Origin of the sequence: Companilactobacillus kedongensis (genome assembly GCF_003946625.1) — a bacterium.
GTDB lineage: Bacteria > Bacillota > Bacilli > Lactobacillales > Lactobacillaceae > Companilactobacillus > Companilactobacillus kedongensis.
The window spans coordinates 22584-38560 of record NZ_RHOR01000016.1; the positions used below are offsets into that span (position 1 = coordinate 22584).

At 34.5% G+C, this 15977-nt stretch carries 17 protein-coding genes, 1 tRNA gene and 1 pseudogene; 11 read left to right on the top strand and 8 right to left on the bottom strand.

Translation table 11 applies throughout. The annotated features are described in order from the left end of the window. Window positions 1–67: 67 nt before the first annotated feature. Window positions 68–304 (top strand): helix-turn-helix domain-containing protein, encoded by a 237-nt coding sequence (locus EKM60_RS09065; protein WP_164505279.1) that lies wholly within the window; start codon window positions 68–70, stop codon window positions 302–304. A gap of 42 nt (window positions 305–346) precedes the next feature. Here the strand turns inward: EKM60_RS09065 and EKM60_RS09070 are convergent, their stop codons facing one another. From EKM60_RS09070 to EKM60_RS09085, 4 genes are read right to left on the bottom strand one after another with little or no spacing between them, the layout of a single operon-like run. Beyond that, window positions 347–1087: a response regulator transcription factor gene (locus EKM60_RS09070; RefSeq protein ID WP_125714683.1), complete on the bottom strand. Its 741-nt coding sequence runs from the start codon at window positions 1085–1087 to the stop codon at window positions 347–349. Continuing rightward, window positions 1088–2431: a sensor histidine kinase gene (locus EKM60_RS09075; RefSeq protein ID WP_125714685.1), complete on the bottom strand. Its 1344-nt coding sequence runs from the start codon at window positions 2429–2431 to the stop codon at window positions 1088–1090. It lies immediately after the preceding gene. Window positions 2432–2469: 38 nt separating this feature from the next. Continuing rightward, window positions 2470–3330: an alpha/beta hydrolase gene (locus tag EKM60_RS09080; protein WP_125714687.1), complete on the bottom strand. Its 861-nt coding sequence runs from the start codon at window positions 3328–3330 to the stop codon at window positions 2470–2472. Further along, complete coding sequence (locus EKM60_RS09085) at window positions 3320–4657, bottom strand: PTS transporter subunit EIIC (RefSeq protein ID WP_125714689.1); 1338 nt, start codon at window positions 4655–4657, stop codon at window positions 3320–3322. The genes EKM60_RS09080 and EKM60_RS09085 overlap by 11 nt, the downstream gene beginning before the upstream one ends. A gap of 157 nt (window positions 4658–4814) precedes the next feature. Here EKM60_RS09085 and EKM60_RS09090 point away from each other — a divergent pair, with 157 nt between their 5' ends. The 3 genes from EKM60_RS09090 (at window position 4815) to EKM60_RS09100 (ending at window position 7145) form a co-directional block, all read left to right on the top strand. Continuing rightward, the gene (locus EKM60_RS09090) at window positions 4815–5813 is read left to right on the top strand and encodes a Gfo/Idh/MocA family protein (protein ID WP_125714691.1); all 999 of its coding nucleotides are present in this window, start codon (window positions 4815–4817) and stop codon (window positions 5811–5813) included. Between the two features lies 1 nt (window position 5814). Further along, window positions 5815–7035: a DEAD/DEAH box helicase gene (locus tag EKM60_RS09095; RefSeq protein WP_125714693.1), complete on the top strand. Its 1221-nt coding sequence runs from the start codon at window positions 5815–5817 to the stop codon at window positions 7033–7035. A 36-nt stretch (window positions 7036–7071) separates the two neighbouring features. Further along, window positions 7072–7145: transfer RNA gene (locus tag EKM60_RS09100), tRNA-Arg, on the top strand. 55 nt (window positions 7146–7200) lie between these two features. Here the strand turns inward: EKM60_RS09100 and EKM60_RS09105 are convergent. The 3 genes and pseudogenes from EKM60_RS09105 to EKM60_RS11380 all read right to left on the bottom strand — a co-directional run. Then, entirely contained in the window at window positions 7201–7482 is a 282-nt protein-coding gene (locus tag EKM60_RS09105; protein WP_225427037.1) for a helix-turn-helix domain-containing protein, read from the bottom strand. After that, complete coding sequence (locus EKM60_RS09110; RefSeq protein WP_125714695.1) at window positions 7469–7825, bottom strand: type II toxin-antitoxin system RelE/ParE family toxin; 357 nt, start codon at window positions 7823–7825, stop codon at window positions 7469–7471. The genes EKM60_RS09105 and EKM60_RS09110 overlap by 14 nt, the downstream gene beginning before the upstream one ends. Window positions 7826–7947: 122 nt before the next feature. Continuing rightward, window positions 7948–8058: pseudogene (locus EKM60_RS11380) on the bottom strand (Ltp family lipoprotein); the annotation flags it as partial. Between the two features lie 219 nt (window positions 8059–8277). Between EKM60_RS11380 and EKM60_RS09120 the strand changes: the two are divergent. From EKM60_RS09120 to EKM60_RS09150, 7 genes are all read left to right on the top strand, one after another. Beyond that, on the top strand, window positions 8278–9021 hold the full coding sequence (locus tag EKM60_RS09120; RefSeq protein ID WP_125714697.1) for an SDR family oxidoreductase: 744 nt from the start codon (window positions 8278–8280) through the stop codon (window positions 9019–9021). Window positions 9022–9135: 114 nt separating this feature from the next. Then, window positions 9136–9585 (top strand): DUF3290 family protein, encoded by a 450-nt coding sequence (locus EKM60_RS09125; RefSeq protein ID WP_125714698.1) that lies wholly within the window; start codon window positions 9136–9138, stop codon window positions 9583–9585. Between the two features lie 8 nt (window positions 9586–9593). Next, window positions 9594–10223 carry a DUF421 domain-containing protein gene (locus EKM60_RS09130; RefSeq protein ID WP_125714700.1) on the top strand — a complete coding sequence of 210 codons (630 nt, stop codon included), beginning with the start codon at window positions 9594–9596 and terminating at the stop codon, window positions 10221–10223. A gap of 287 nt (window positions 10224–10510) precedes the next feature. Then, window positions 10511–11965, top strand: coding sequence for a multicopper oxidase family protein (locus tag EKM60_RS09135; RefSeq protein WP_125714702.1), 1455 nt, complete (start codon window positions 10511–10513; stop codon window positions 11963–11965). A 154-nt stretch (window positions 11966–12119) separates the two neighbouring features. Next, a complete protein-coding gene (locus EKM60_RS09140; RefSeq protein WP_225427038.1) occupies window positions 12120–12794 on the top strand; it encodes a hypothetical protein in 675 nt (224 codons plus the stop codon). Window positions 12795–12907: 113 nt separating this feature from the next. After that, window positions 12908–13564, top strand: a complete 657-nt coding sequence (locus tag EKM60_RS09145; RefSeq protein WP_125714706.1) for a hypothetical protein — start codon at window positions 12908–12910, stop codon at window positions 13562–13564. A gap of 83 nt (window positions 13565–13647) precedes the next feature. Further along, complete coding sequence (locus EKM60_RS09150) at window positions 13648–14304, top strand: hypothetical protein (RefSeq protein WP_125714709.1); 657 nt, start codon at window positions 13648–13650, stop codon at window positions 14302–14304. Between the two features lie 330 nt (window positions 14305–14634). Here EKM60_RS09150 and EKM60_RS09155 read toward each other — a convergent pair whose 3' ends face one another. Continuing rightward, complete coding sequence (locus tag EKM60_RS09155) at window positions 14635–15831, bottom strand: GGDEF domain-containing protein (protein ID WP_125714711.1); 1197 nt, start codon at window positions 15829–15831, stop codon at window positions 14635–14637. Window positions 15832–15977: the final 146 nt, after the last annotated feature.

Sequence of the window (15977 nt, forward strand, 5' to 3'; positions counted from 1 at the left end):
ATTTTTGTAATCTGTTTGTAAAATATATGAAATAATGTTCTCAACAATATTTATAAGGAGCATTATTATGAAACAAATGGTTTTGAACGGTGAGAGTGTTCAATTGGGCGACAATTTAAGAAACTACCGTGTGAGACAAAATCTTTCAGAACGAGAAGTTTCCAAAATGTTGCACGTTGATATTACAACTATTTCTAAATATGAACATAATGTCAGAACTCCTGACATTTATATGATGATTCGTTTTGCTGACGTTTATAATGTCACTTTGGATCGTCTAGTTGGTCGCAAAAGAAAAAGATAGTAATTTTAAATTGTAAAAAAATAAAACCTGTGGGGATTTTCCCTACAGGTTTTTTAGTTTCTCGGTTAATTCTTTAGTTTTACGGAATGAAACTTTGCAAGTTGAACCATCAATGAATGATAATTCTTTTTTACTGGAGTCAAAGCTGGTGATGTTTTCTAGATTTACTAAGTAACTACGATCACATCTAAATAAATTAGTGTATTGTTCTTCAAGTGCATTCAGAGAACCAATAAATTCAGCACGCTGATTTTTAGCGATAAGAGTAACTTTTCCAGGTGCACTTTTTTCGGTCAGTAGCATAATGACATCATCCATGATTATCGAGAAGTATCGTTCACCAATTTTATATCCAAAAAGATTCTGTGAGTAATGAGTATACTTTTCAATATTTAGTTGAACCGATTGAATATCGTTATTGATTCTTTCTTTTATATCGTCAAAACCTTTATCTTTTAAGATGTAATCTAATGGTGCAATTCTTCTTTCGAGAGTTACAATGGACAATTCGTCATGTGTAGTTATAAAAACGATTTGTGCCAAAGGGACTTGCTGTCTAATCTTGGTTGCTGCTTCTAGTCCAGCCATTTTATTGTTGTCAATTTCCATGTCTAAGAAGAAAAGACCTTGTTCGGGTAGTGGATCAGTAAATAGGTCTTCAGTGGTTGCTACGGCTTTTTTTAGTTCCATTGGGGCGTCATTTATCATAATGCCATTATTGATAAACATTTTATAATGCTGACGTTGAATATCGTTATCTTCTAATAAGAATACAGGAAACATTTATTCACTTCCTAACACAATTAGGGTCATCATCAGATGATTATGGATAATTTTTGAATCCAAAAATAGATTTTCGGAATGGTCAACGAGTTCTTTAACATTAGTTAGGCCAAATCCAGTGTGATTTTTTTTAGTAGAAAATCCGCAGTCGAATATTTGATTGAGATTTACATGCTCGTTTATTTTGTTATCGACGGTTATTTCTAAGGTATTGCCGGTTTTGAAGAATGCACAAGTAACGGTTTTGTCTTCTGATTTTTGAACGTGTTCGATTGCATTATCTAGCAGTATTCCTAAAGCTCTCACAATAGCAATATTTGGTTGGATCTTGTAATGTTTTTGATCTAACTCAAAATGAATGTTGATATCTCGGGCTTTAGCACTGAAAAACTTCTGGATCAATAATCCGCGAATGGCATCATTGTCGATAGATTGGATCTGTGTGATACTGCCACTTTGAACGTTGTTCAAATCTTTTTCCTCGTCTAGTAGAGCACCATAGTAGTACTTCAATTGTTTAGAGTCGTTATCTTCCAAGACTTGATTTAGCGATAGCATAATATTTTGAAAATCATGTTTGAATTTTCTTAACTCGGTATATTGCTTTTCAACTAAAGTTAAGTAATTATTCAATTGTTCATTACGTTCGATTTTTTCTTTAGCTTCAGTTTGTAAGGCAAAGGTTTTAATAAAGAAAGTTACTTGCCAGTAAGTGAAGCAGATAAGAATGGTAAAAATAATGATCAATGCTGCTTGGATGGTTGCAGTAACTTCCTGAAAATCACTGATAGTCATGATGGCTATCAATGAAATGAATACACTCAAGGAAATCATAAAGACACGGTTACCCAAGTGATAATGTTCAATCTGTAGCCTGGTTTGAGTTATACGACTTCTGAATTGACTTACCACAATTATAAATACCAAAACGAGCATCACTGTCACAATAACAGTCAGTCCAATGAAGACATTTTGATATTTTTCAAGTGTTCTCAGACGCCATTGGCCTGAAGAAATAAATAGCAATATTCTGGCGATATAAGTAGCTAAACTAGAGATGATCAATTGCAAGTTAGCTGCCATTACTAAAGAAATACCAGCTTTTAAATCCAGCTTATGATTTTTTGCTAAAGCTAATTGCATCGCTAAAAGAAAACCAACAAATAATAGAATAAAAATATCATCAAGAAATAGACCGATATAGGCGAAAATTAAAGAACCCAAAATATCAGTCAAAATATACAGTGGTTTAAATTCTTTTAAGAAATAATGTGTCAGCTGCAACATTAAAAACACAATTGCAAAGTTATTGACTAAGCTGAGATTCCAATCTATATATACCATATCAACATTGTATTTAAGTTTTCATGGTAATACAAGATTTAACGGGGATTCTTACTTGGTGTCTGTGCTGGATTATTCTTATTATTTCCGATCATATATTGATGGAAGAGAATTATGAATTGAGAATTAGCAATCATATCGGAATGTTGAGCCTTATCTCCGGTCAAAGTGATCAGGGTGTAGTGTTTAATAATACCTTCAAAAATATATTTGCCAGAGTCGACACTCCCTAATGGAACAATTCCATCATCGGTATAAAGTTTAGTACCAGCGATAGAATAGTAAGCTAAATCAGCCGGTAATTTATCGCGATGTTTGATAAAATCATTTAGCATTTGTGTTCGGTTATTACTATTTTTTTCTTCAAAGTTATATGGGGAACCAACTGTCAGCATTTGATTTACATCGAATGTATTACTGTCAAAATAGTGTTCTAAATAATAAGTCCAGATCAGACCGCCATTTGAGTGTCCAAATGCGTTGAAATTATTGAAGCGATAACGTTGCTTTAATTGATCGAAAGCAATACTAAACCAGCGAGCCTGTTTTTTGATATTGTCATATCCATCGTTATTATTTTGAAAACCGACGACGATAAATGGTCTAGTATCACCGGCCTTGATCGTACCGGAATAGGTTATTTTATCGTTAGTATGGACGGTTAACTTCAGAAGGCTGTGATGTTCTCCATATTTTGAATTGATGGTTTTAACTAAGTCGTCAAATCTATTTGCTGAGGCGCTGCTACCAGGGATCATGATGATAGGGGACATTGGAGAATTATAACGACCGGCCATGGTTTTGACGCTATTCTTATTCCACAAATAGGATGGTATCCCTAGAAGCACTAGGAATAAGGCTAGAAAAACTAAATATTTAAAATTTCTTTTATTGGCCATCAATATCACCTTCTTCGATAGCGAGATTATCAATTTTCTTTAACTTTTCGGCTATTTTTACAAAGGGAATATATATATATACTGAAACGACAATGTCAATCAAAGTAAATATTAAAGCTTGCCAGCTACCATTAGTACCAATAAAAGCGATCAAAGGTCCCGGTGTACCAGAAGGAATCGGGTATACACACGGTGGCATTAAATGTAGAGAAAGAGCTGTAGCTGCAATTAGCATACTGATCAAGGGTGCCATAATAAAGGGAATCAAAAAGACGATATTAAACATAACGGGAATTCCGGTCATAATACCACTATTGATATTGAAAACACTGGGGATCATGGTCCACTTAGCAACAGTTTGAAAGTCAGGATCACGTGATACTAAAAAGATAGCTATGATCAGGGCAAGAGTTGAACCGGCACCACCAAAAGTAGCGAAGGCATGATATAAAGAATTGCTGGTTAAATCATGCGGAGCACCCCAAGCTGTGTGGTGATTTAAGGCGTAATAGAGATTATCTAAAATGTTAGGATCACTTTTTTCAATATCTAGTGGTGAATACGGACCCGACCATCCCAAAAATGACATGATGATCGTATAAAGAGCGATCCCACTTATTTTGAGGAATTCGATCCCTGAATTGTTACTTTGATAATTGGTAGCCAATGAGTCCATGAATTCATCAGGCAAATGAGAATAATAAGCTACATTTACTAAGGCACTGAATAGGGCCGCAATCAGAATAACTATTAGAATAGAACGTAGTGAAATAAATGTTCTCTGTAAGATATTACTAGTAAAATTTGGCAGATGTTTATGAGGTATCTCAGGACTAGTTTGTTTGAATATCCATCCGACAAACATACCTAATAGAATCGCAAATAAAGTACCACGAATACTTAACAAATTGTTATGGAATGATAGTGGTTGTGCTTTTGAATAAATATAAGAAATGATCAGTAAAGCTACCATACTAGTTAGGCCAGCCAATTGATCATCTCTTTTAAAGTGTTTAGCAGTGTATTTTGCAGCTCCAAAAGCAGCTAAGACGGATACAAAGCCTAAAGTTAAGTTTGATAAATTATTAGTGACTCCGATAATTGAATTTACCAACCAATTATCTTCAAAATCTGGCAGTAATGTGCCGATAAAACCTTCCTTACTTAGAATTACGGCTTGAATTATTTTGAGAAAACTTCCTATTAACACGAATGGGAAAATCATAAAAAGTGTTTTTTGTGCAATTTTATAGAATAGAAGTTGTTGGAGTTTTAGGGTGATTTTTGCCAAGGATCTCTCAAACTTGTTAGTAAATAATTTATTCATTTCCAACACCTGCGATGTATGTAACTCTAAATTTACCCAAATTATAACTTTATAGATTTATTTTGGCTATTATAGAGAAACCTTTTCTCAGCTGCTAAAAGTTTTTTTATGGCAATTATTGAACGAAATCAGTAGAATTATATGCAGAGGTGATTTGATGATAAATTTAGGGATTATTGGAACAAACTGGATTACCAAGCAGTTCGTTGATGCTAGTGATGAAACTAAAAGTTTTGAATTGACACATGTCTATTCCAGGACTGAGGCTAAGGCACAATCATTTGTTGACGATTTGTCAAAGTCTAATATTAGTATCAGTACCGATCTAGAACAATTTTTTGGAAGTACCGATTTTGATGCTGTTTATATTGCATCGCCAAACAGTTTGCATTTTTCACAGGCTAAAATGGCTATTGAGCATGGTAAGAATGTTATTGTAGAAAAACCAAGTGCTTCTAATATTAGAGAATTCACTATTTTGGACCAATTAGCACATCAAAAAGGAGTCTTCTTAATTGAAGCTGCAAGACATATTCAAGAGCCAATTTTTAAGACAGTTCAAGAATATGTGGAAAAAAATCGTGATCAATTAACTGGAGCAACTATTTCTTATATGAAGTATTCCAGCAAGTTTGATGATTTCTTGGCTGGCAATGTACCTAATGTCTTCTCTACAGACTTTTCTGGAGGGGCATTGTACGACTTAGGTGTTTACACAGTTTATGATGCTGTAGTCTTATTTGGACAACCAGAAGATGTCCATTATCAAGCAGAATTTTTGAGTAGTGGAATTGATGGTAGCGGGACATTGACGTTGAACTACAAGAATTTTGATGTGAATATTATTGTTGGTAAGACAAAGAACTCATACCTATCAACAGAAATCTATTTTGGCAAGAAGACTTTGCTACTAGATAATGGTGGAGACATAACCAAGGTATCAGAAGCCGATGCTCAAAAGAAGATCAATGAGATCCCCACAACTAAGAGTGACAATCCGATGGATTCGGAATCGATCGAGTTTGCTAGAATAATTAATGAGAATGATCAAGCAGCTTATGATAAACTATTCGGATATGCTCGAAAAGTTAACCGTATTTTGGAACAAGCCAGAATGAGTGCTGGACTTGTATTCAAAGCAGATAAGGAATACTAAATTGAAAATACCAATTTTATACGAAGATTATTTTAAAGATAATCAATTTGAGTCTTTAACAAAGATTCAAGAAACAGTCTATCAACCATTTAAGGAGGGTCATGATCTAGTAGCCATGGCCCCAACTGGTTCAGGTAAGACTTTGGCTTTTACTATGCCAATGATCGAAACTTTAGTACCAAAAGATGGACTTCAAGTTCTTATTTTAGAACCATCACAGGAACTAGCAATGCAGGTACGTGATGTGATCCAACCTTTGGCTAAATTAGTTGATTGTAAGGTTCAGGCAGTAACTGGTGGAGCCAACCCACAACGCCAATTGAAGAAGTTAAAAGAAAAACCAGAAATTTTGATTGCTACTTTGGGACGTTTAAAGGAATTGACCGAAGCACGTAAAGTTAAATTGGGTAATATTCAAACTGTCATCGTTGATGAAGCTGATGAAATGTTGAATGAATCAAAACTTGAGCCAGTTCGTGAAACTATCGACCAGATGCCTGGGGATGTTCAAATGACATTCTTCTCTGCAACTGGAAATGACATTTTTGCCGATATGCACAAATGGTTTGGTAAAGATTTTGAGGTCATCGATCAACGTGATGATAAAACATATACTGCTGGGATCAAGCATTACTTTATTAATGCAGCTTCCGACAACACTAAAGATGCGTTGATCCGTGAGATGGCCCATAACAAGAAATTCAAAGGGATCGTTTTCTTTAATAACTCACGATCATTGCATAAAGTTATCAGTGACCTGCATCATAATAAAACTAACTTTGTTGGCTTGGATAGTAAGATGTCCTCACAACAACGTAAGGCTGCTGTACAACTCTTTTCTTCAAATAAGGTCAACTTATTGCTGACAACTGATGTCGCTGCTAGAGGTATGGATATTGATGATATTACAGTGATCATTAATTACATGGTTGTACGTGATAATAGTGAATATGTCCATCGTGCTGGTAGAACAGGAAGAATGGGTAAAGAAGGTAACGTGATCACCTTTGGTAATACCCACGACTTTCGTAATTTAAATGAAATGGTCGACAGTGATGTTAAGAAGGTTTTCTTGAATCGTGATGGAACATTCTCTGATAAAGACACTTATCGAAAGAATAAGCGCCACGATACTGTTCAAAAACCAAAACCTAAGCAAAAGAAACGTTTGCGTGACCAAAAGAACAAAGGTAAGAGACGTCATAAAGATACTTTACATTAATTCGTAATGGTGGCACTATATTTACTAGTGCTACATGGTCCCTTGGCCCAGTTGGATAGAGCAACTGCCTCCTAAGCAGTAGGTCCCCGGTTCGATTCCGGGAGGGATCATTCTTAGAAAAATAAATAAAAAATGACTGGCCGGGTAGGCTAGTCATTTTTGCTTTTAAACGATATTTATTTGAAGTGACATCCCTAAAGAATTAACCAGTTTGTTTAGTGTGGCTATGCTGGTATTATGACCATTTTCAATTCTGGCAATGGTTGACTTAGGGACACCTGATAATGATGCTAATTCTCTTTGAGAAATGTTCTTTTGTCTTCTGGCGGATGACAAAGAGAAGGCAATATCCAGTTTACTTAGTTCCTCTTTATATACTTTCTTAGATTTTTCATCAGGAAAAGCTAATTTTTCCATATCTTTTAGTGAAATATTATTTTCTATCATTATAAAGTTCCTTTCTAAGTTTTTTCATTTTCGATATTTCATATTGGGGAGTTTTTTGTGACTTTTTGGTAAATCCATTGGTAATTATGTATTTTTGGGCATAGACATGAAAATATAAACATCTTTGAATATTGTTTCCAAGTTGCGATCTTATTTCAAATTCATTGGATCCTATTTTCTTAATGTATCCTAAAGATATTGCCTTACTAATTCCGAACACTTCTGTTTTTTTTATAATACCAAGTAATTTGGCCTTGTCTCTCAATGGCAATCTTAAGATAAAATCTTTTATTTCACTTTGTCCATTTTTTCGAGTGTAAAATTCAAATATAGGATTTTGCATTGCTTAGTATACTCCGATTATCTATTTGGTCCAATAAATAAGACCACTTTTGATTTTGTCTAACTATATAAAAATTACGCAAAAAAGCTGATGAACTTAAACCAAGTTCATCAGCTTTTTTATCAGTCATTTAAATGTTGCAGAGCATAACTTGCTTCAGACAGTTCAAACTGCCCACCATGTTCTAAAATCAATTGATGATTTATGGCATCGTTAGACAAGTTTAGAATCTTTTGATAATTCTTGACCTAAAACAGTCCTCCTCTGCTAAATGTATAAACAGTATGAGTGCGAAAAAGTATATTTTGTTTCTCCTTTATTATTTTGTATAGACTAAATTACGTAATAATTTTGAAGGATTGTCCAGAAAATTAAATATGTTGCTTGCTTTGGAGTTAACTTCAAGGTTTATGATGAATCTATTGAATTTGATAAATGTGGAGGAACTAAAAATGATCAAGGATAAAGTTGTTGTTATTACGGGTGCATCAAGTGGTATTGGAGAAGCGACTGCCAAATTGTTAGCAAAGAAGGGTGCCAAACTTGTGCTTGGCGCTCGTCGTGAAAGTAAACTTCAACAAATCGTGTCTGATATTAAACAAGATGGGGGAGAAGCTACTTATCAAGTAACAGATGTTACTGATTCTAAGGATAATGAAAAAATTGTTCAGTTGGCAAAAGATACTTTTGGTAAGATCGATGTTATTTTCTTGAACGCCGGACTTATGCCTAACTCACCATTATCCGATTTGAAGACTAATGAGTGGGATCAAATGATTGATGTAAATATTAAGGGTGTCTTGAATGGTATAGCTGCCGTATTGCCAACCTTTAAAGCTCAAAGATCTGGTCATGTCATCACGACATCTTCAGTAGCAGGATTAAAAGCATATCCTGGTGGAGCAGTTTACGGAGCAACAAAGTGGGCTGTTCGTGACTTGATGGAAGTATTACGTATGGAATCCGCTCAAGAGAACAGTCATATTAGGACGGCCACAATTTATCCGGCTGCCATTAAGACAGAACTTTTGAATACAATTACAGATAAAACTACAGCTAAAGGCGCTGAAGATCTATATGATCAATATCAAATTGGACCAGATAGAATTGCTAACGTAGTAGCTTTTGCAATTGACCAGCCAGAAGATACTAATGTTAATGAATTTACAGTTGGTCCTACAGATCAACCATGGTAGAAAACTAATAAATTTTAATAGGGTAAGTTAAGACAGAATCCTCATTCATAGGATTTTGTCTTTTTTGTATACTATAATAATCATTAAGTTTTATGAATTTGAGAGGGGAAATATATGAGTTTCTATTCTTATCAATATCTGTATGCTCAAAATCAGGAGCCGAATTTTCTGTTCATTTTTGTGATTCTAGCTTTATCGATCGCCTTGATAGTGACCGGGTTTTTATATTTTAAAAATAGAACTGACAATAAATATCGTGATCTAGCTATAATTTTTATCTTGTCGATTGCTTTATTTTTCGGGATCAATTACAACAATTATGAAAAGCAGATTGACGTTAATAATCAGACTAATCAGACTTTGACGCTGATGAAATCTATTTCTAAAGCAAAACATGTATCAAAAAATAAGTTATATTCCAGCAGTTCTGGTTTGTCAGAAGGGATGTTGGTAAAAATAGGCAAGGATTATTATCGGGTAAGCTTTGACAATAATTTGAGTAGTTACACGCTCAATAAAACCAATGTTGTTGATACAAGTAACGTTAAATTGATTAAAAAGTAGGTGTAGTAATGGATCTTTCATATGGTAATCTGGCATTAAAATTAACGATTGGATTTATTTTCATGGTTATTCAGATAAATCTATTCGGAAAGAGCAATATTGCACCTAATAGTGCAATAGATCAGTTACAGAATTATGTTTTGGGTGGAATTGTCGGTGGTATGATATACAATTCCAGTATTACGACATTTCAATTTACGCTGGTTTTATTGATCTGGACTTTGATAGTCTTTGTTGCTAAATTTTTATCGAATCACAATATTTTCTTCAGAAGAATAATTATCGGTTCACCTAAAATGATAGTTAAAAATGGTAGGATCGACGTTGATTTAGCGTTAAAAAACGGGCTATCAGCTAGTGATCTGTCATTTAAACTTAGACAATCCGGTGTTACTGACATTAGCAATGTGAAACGGGCTGTTTTTGAACAGAATGGTCAGTTAACCATCATTATGAAGGATGAAGCCAATATTAAGTATCCAATTGTTTTGGATGGAAAGATTAATTATGATGAATTAGAGATGATCGACCGGGATGAGAGTTGGGTCGAGGGAAAATTAAAGGAGCAAGGGTTAGAAGCATCGGAAATTTATTTGGCTAATTATATCAATGGAAAAGTTATCGCTTATAAGTATTAATTTTAAATATTATTCTGGGAGTTAATATCTTTTATAGATATGGGCTCCTTTTTCTATTTTTAAAAAAGGACTAAGATATAAATAGAAACAAATTTGAAGGTGATAATTTGATGGGAAATTCAAAATTGTTTTCAATATTCATGGTCATATTTTATGGCATTCTGCTTTACCTAGTGGTTGCTGATAAAAATATGGTGGCAATGTATATGATGGCAATCGGCATGCTTTTAGAAGCAGTCGTGAATTGTATCGGAACTTTCAAAAAAAATTGATAGGACGGCGATAAGATGGTTTATAAGGATTATTTCTTTGATGAACCGGTTTTTGATTTACACGATGGTGGATATGTTCCATTGGAAAAAACAGATGTACCAGAGAAACCTTTAAATATTCCTGCGTTGTTACAGCCTGATAAGATTGAGGGAAATGATGTTTATTATACTGTAACAGCTCAGGAAGGCGAAACTCAGATTTTACCAGGTAAGAAGACTAAGACTTGGGGCTTTAGTGCTCCTCTATTGGGTAAAACGGTTGTCTTCAAACAAGGTGTTCATTATCATTTACATCTGGTCAATAAATTGCCAGAAGTAACTACTTTTCACTGGCACGGATTGAATGTAACTGGTCCAATAGTTGATGGTGGCCCACATGCACCAGTCTATCCAGGTGGTAGTCGAGATATTGACTTTACTTTAGACCAACCAGCTCAAACCGATTGGTTACATCCACATCCATGTCCAAATACTGCACGTCAAGTTTGGAATGGTTTAGCAGCTGAGGTTATCGTAACTGATCCTGAAGAAGCCAAATTGCCTTTTCCAAGAAATTACGGTGTCGATGATATTCCGATAATTTTACAAGATAGGAATTATCATGATAATCAGTTGGACTATAAAGTGGATTACGATATGGACGGAACCCTTGGTAAATATGCTGTTATCAATGGTACGATCAATGGTGTTTTTGATGTAACGACTCAGCGTGTTCGTTTACGGATACTAAACGGATCTAATCGTCGTGAATGGAGATTACATTTTGACGATGACCATCAATTTACACAGATTGCTTCTGATGGTGGAACATTACCAGAGGCTGTCGATATGACTAAATTAATGATCACGACTGCTGAACGTGACGAGATTATTGTTGATTTTGGTGATAAAAAACCTGGGGATGTAGTTACTTTAATGAGTGACAATGTACCTATTTTAAAGTTTAAGATCGGTGATTATACGAGAAATGACGTCAAATTGCCAGCACATCTCAATACGATTCCTAAACCGGTTGTTACACCTAATAGCAAGATCGTACATACAGTAATGTCAGGTATGGATGATCAAGTAAGACTAGATGGTAAATTATTTGATATGCAGAGAATCGATCGTAAACAAAAGATCGGTGACACGATTCTTTGGGATGTCACCAATACGAACGATATGGATAAAGGTATGATTCATCCATTTCACTTGCATGGTTGCCAATTCTTAGTTCTAAGCAGAAACGGTAAAGATGTCTATCCTAATGAACATGGTTGGAAAGATGTTGTCGGAGTAAATGCAGGCGAAACGGTTCGAATCGCTGTCAAATTCTCTAAGTTTGGGATCTATATGTATCATTGCCATATTTTGGAACACGAAGATACAGGTATGATGGCGCAAATTGAAGCATATGATCCAGATCATGAGCATAAATTCCATCTGATCAGTATGGAAGAAATGATGAATGGCGGCAATAATAATTAGTAACAGAATAATTGATTCTGGTTTCTGATTATATCAAATTTACACGAATGTTGTGAAACGCTTAAATAAGCGGTCAGGAAAATGCCTGACTGCTTATTTTTTTGGAAGATTAGTTCTAAGATTAAGCTAGATGTTTAATTTAGAGGTGAAACTTTTGAGGAAGAAGAGTGATTTTAAAAATAGGCTAGGTTATTTGGCCTTTGCAATAGTTTTTATTGCAGCATCCAATGCTTTGATGATCGATAGTAATGTAGGTAGTATGGTGTGGATGGCCTCAGCCGTGAACGTAACTAATATTATTAAGATAGATTATGGGACTACTTTATTTGTATATGCGGTTATTGTAACGGTGGCTAATCAATTCTTGCTAGGTAAATTTGATGGACACATCCTGCTATCCAATCTTGTGTTTGCTTTTCCCTTCAGTTACTTAGTAGGTTTCTTTACAAAATTTTATCTGCTTTTCCATTTTGAGAATTGGGGATTATTCTGGCAAGTAATACTGGATGTATTGGGATTGTTAGGTGCATCAATTGGATGCTCGATTTATGAAAGGGTCAACTTGATCCAACATCCTAATGACGAATTAGCGTATATTATCAGATTTAAATATTTACACGGTTCAGCCGGTTGGGGACAATTTTTTAGTTACTTACCACCAATACTTGTACTAATTGTCTGCTTCTTTATGACTGGTAAAATAGAATCGGTCGGTTTAGGAACTGTTTTAGCGGTTTGCTTTCAAGGTATTTTGATAGGCAAAGCCGATCATATAATTGTTCCATCGTTGAAACACCATCCTAATGAGAGTATCAAAACTCTAGATTAAAAATACCAGTTTTACAGACGTTAGTTAAAACGCTTACATAAGTGGCAGGAATGTTTGCCGATAGCTTTTTTTTCGGGTAAATTAAACTTATGGCGTATTAAGAGGGTGTTTTTTTGGAAGCAAAACGGGATTATAGAAGAAGGCTGGGATATTTAGCTTTTGCCATTGTATTTATTGCGGCCGCAAATGCTTTGATGGTTGATAGTAATGTTGGTAGTGCTGTGTGGATGGCTTCAGGTGTTAATATTTCTAAACTTATCAAAGTTGATTATGGAACAACGTTGTTTTTTTATGCGATTATAGTTTCCGTAGTCAATCAATTGTTACTGAAGAAGTTTGACGGACACGTTTTTATTTCAAACTTATTGTTTTCAGTTCCATTCAGTTATTTGATGGGATTCTTTACGAAATTATATTTGCCGTTACATATTGAAAGATTAGGTTTGTTTTGGCAAGTTGTGATCGATATTATTGGACTGCTGGGAGTGTCGATTGGTGCTTCGATCTATCAACGTTGTAATATTATTCAGCATCCCAATGATGAATTGGCTTATATTTTAAGATTTAAATATTTGCATGGTTCAGCCGGTTGGGGACAGGTATTCAGTTATTTACCTCCGGTAATCATCATGATTGTCTGTTATTTCATTACTGGAAAAATTTATTCAGTTGGTATAGGTACTATTCTGGCAATATTCTTCCAAGGATATATGATCGGAAAAGCTGACTTTTTAGTCATTCCGTCATTAAAACATCATTACAATCTATAGAAAATGATATAATACAATACAAGCGTTTACATAAGCGGTCGGAACTCATCGGCTGCTTATTTTTTTATTAAGAGGGTGGGAATTTGGAAGCAAAAGGGGATTTTAAAAAACGATTAGGATATTTGGCATTTTCGATCGTCTTTAATGCTGCATCAAATGCACTGATGATCGATAGTAACGTTGGTAGTGCCGTATGGATGGCATCTGGTGTCAATATTTCTAATCTGATCCGTGTTGATTATGGAACAACATTATTTGTTTATGCGATTCTAGTGGCTATTACCAATCAAATATTGTTGAGAAGATTTGATGGTCACGTCTTTATCTCAAATATTTTGTTTTCGTTGCCATTTAGTTACTTAGTGGGTTTCTTTACAAAATTATATATCCCTTTGCATTTTGAACAGATGAATATGATTTGGCGTGTCGTGATCGATATTATCGGTTTATTAGGCGTTTCAATGGCCGTTTCAGTCTATCAGCGCTGTAATATCATTCAACATCCCAATGACGAATTGGCATATCTATTAAGATTCAAGTATCTCCATGGTTCAGCCGGTTGGGGTCAAATAGTTAGTTATTCACCGCCACTTATCATCATGTTAATTTGTTATTTTATCAGTGGGAAAATTTATGCTGTCGGGATCGGAACTGTTTTGGCGATATTCTTCCAAGGATATATTATTGGTAGGATGGATCAGATCGTTATTCCGTCCTTAAAGCACCATTACAATCTTTAAAATTGATTTAATCTTTAGTTAAAAAAATATTAAATAGACAGAAATTTATCAAAAGTAGAGTTATGATAAAATGTTTATAAACTATTGAGAATGAAATTTATATGGGTTACTATTACATCTAGGACCATCAGGTAGAAACAACTGATCCTTCCCGGAGATGAGATTATATCTCATCTTTTTTTGTGAGAGGACTAAAAAGGTGGGAGTTGTGACATAACTATTTTTTCCGCTTAAAACAAACAAGACTAGCAATCCAAAATCGGATTACTAGTCTTGTTTTCTTTAATGCTCGAAAGTTGACCATGTTTTGTTGTACTTTTGCTTTTAAAATTAATTAAATGCTAAAGTTTCATCTTCAACGGTTATTCTATTACGACCTTGATTTTTCGACTCATATAAATAATGGTCGACACGATTGAAGAGGTCATTGATATTTTTATCCGATGCTTGAAGTTTCGATACCCCAAGTGAGATACGAATATCTAATTTCTTACCTTCATATTCAACAGGGTCTTTAATCAAATCATTTCTGATTTCCTTGATGATCTTTAAGGCATCCTCAGGTGCTGTTCCTCTAAAAATAATGACGAATTCTTCGCCACCGAAGCGGAATATCTGTCCACGGGTGGTTTTTTTGAAAAGCTCTTTTTCAAAAATTGTCGCCACATGTCTTAGAACCATATCACCAGCCGTATGTCCGTATGTATCATTGAAGTTCTTGAAGTGATCAATATCGAACATAGCCATTGTTAGTGGAACATCGAGATCTTTACTGTAAACTTTAAAGACCTCTTTTGATACGTCATCGAAATTAGCTCGGTTTCTGATACCGGTCAATTCATCATAATTAACTTTAGCTGATAAGGCATTGTAATTATTGAATGAATCACGGATCCATTTTGCAATATATCTGATGATCGACATATAAACGATGAATCCAACCAACATGTTTATTGTGTAGTAAAGTGTAAATTTATGGAACGACCAGATGATGACCCACCAGATCGCACCATAGATTACCTGAAGAATCAGATATTTCCACTCGGAATTCAATAATTTATTGGTATTTTTAGAAATGTATGTGACCGTTATAGCCAGCATAATTGTCAAGATTATAAACAATAGTAAAAAGTTATTATTTCCGTTTAAAAGATGATGTCCAAAGACGTAAATCGGCATTGCAATATTCATAAACTCAATTACGTAATTCTGCATGGTATACAAACTATACAAAAGTAACGTCAATTGTGTTGTGGCGTAAAACCAGCTTCTTGTATCTCCAGAGTTTAAAGCCTTGAAGATATGTTGAACTAGAATCATGCTTATGGCTAAGATAACACCTTCAGCTATTTGAAGAGCTATCTTGACGGACCTGCTATCGTTATTATTCATTATGCTTTCAAATGAATACGCTGAAACTGTGATGATAGTGATCAGTCCTACTGTAATTAAACCAATAATGATTGCATTGATATTACCGTCGACACTTAAAAGTGATTGGAGACCATCGATGTTATTCAGTGACATCCTTCACCCCTAAACTAAAATATCATATATAATATCTATCTAACACATTAACACTAAATTACGATTTTTTTGTGAAATTATTAAAATTATTATTCCGCAATTTAAGTATATACTATTTATATTATAGAATATACTATATCTATATT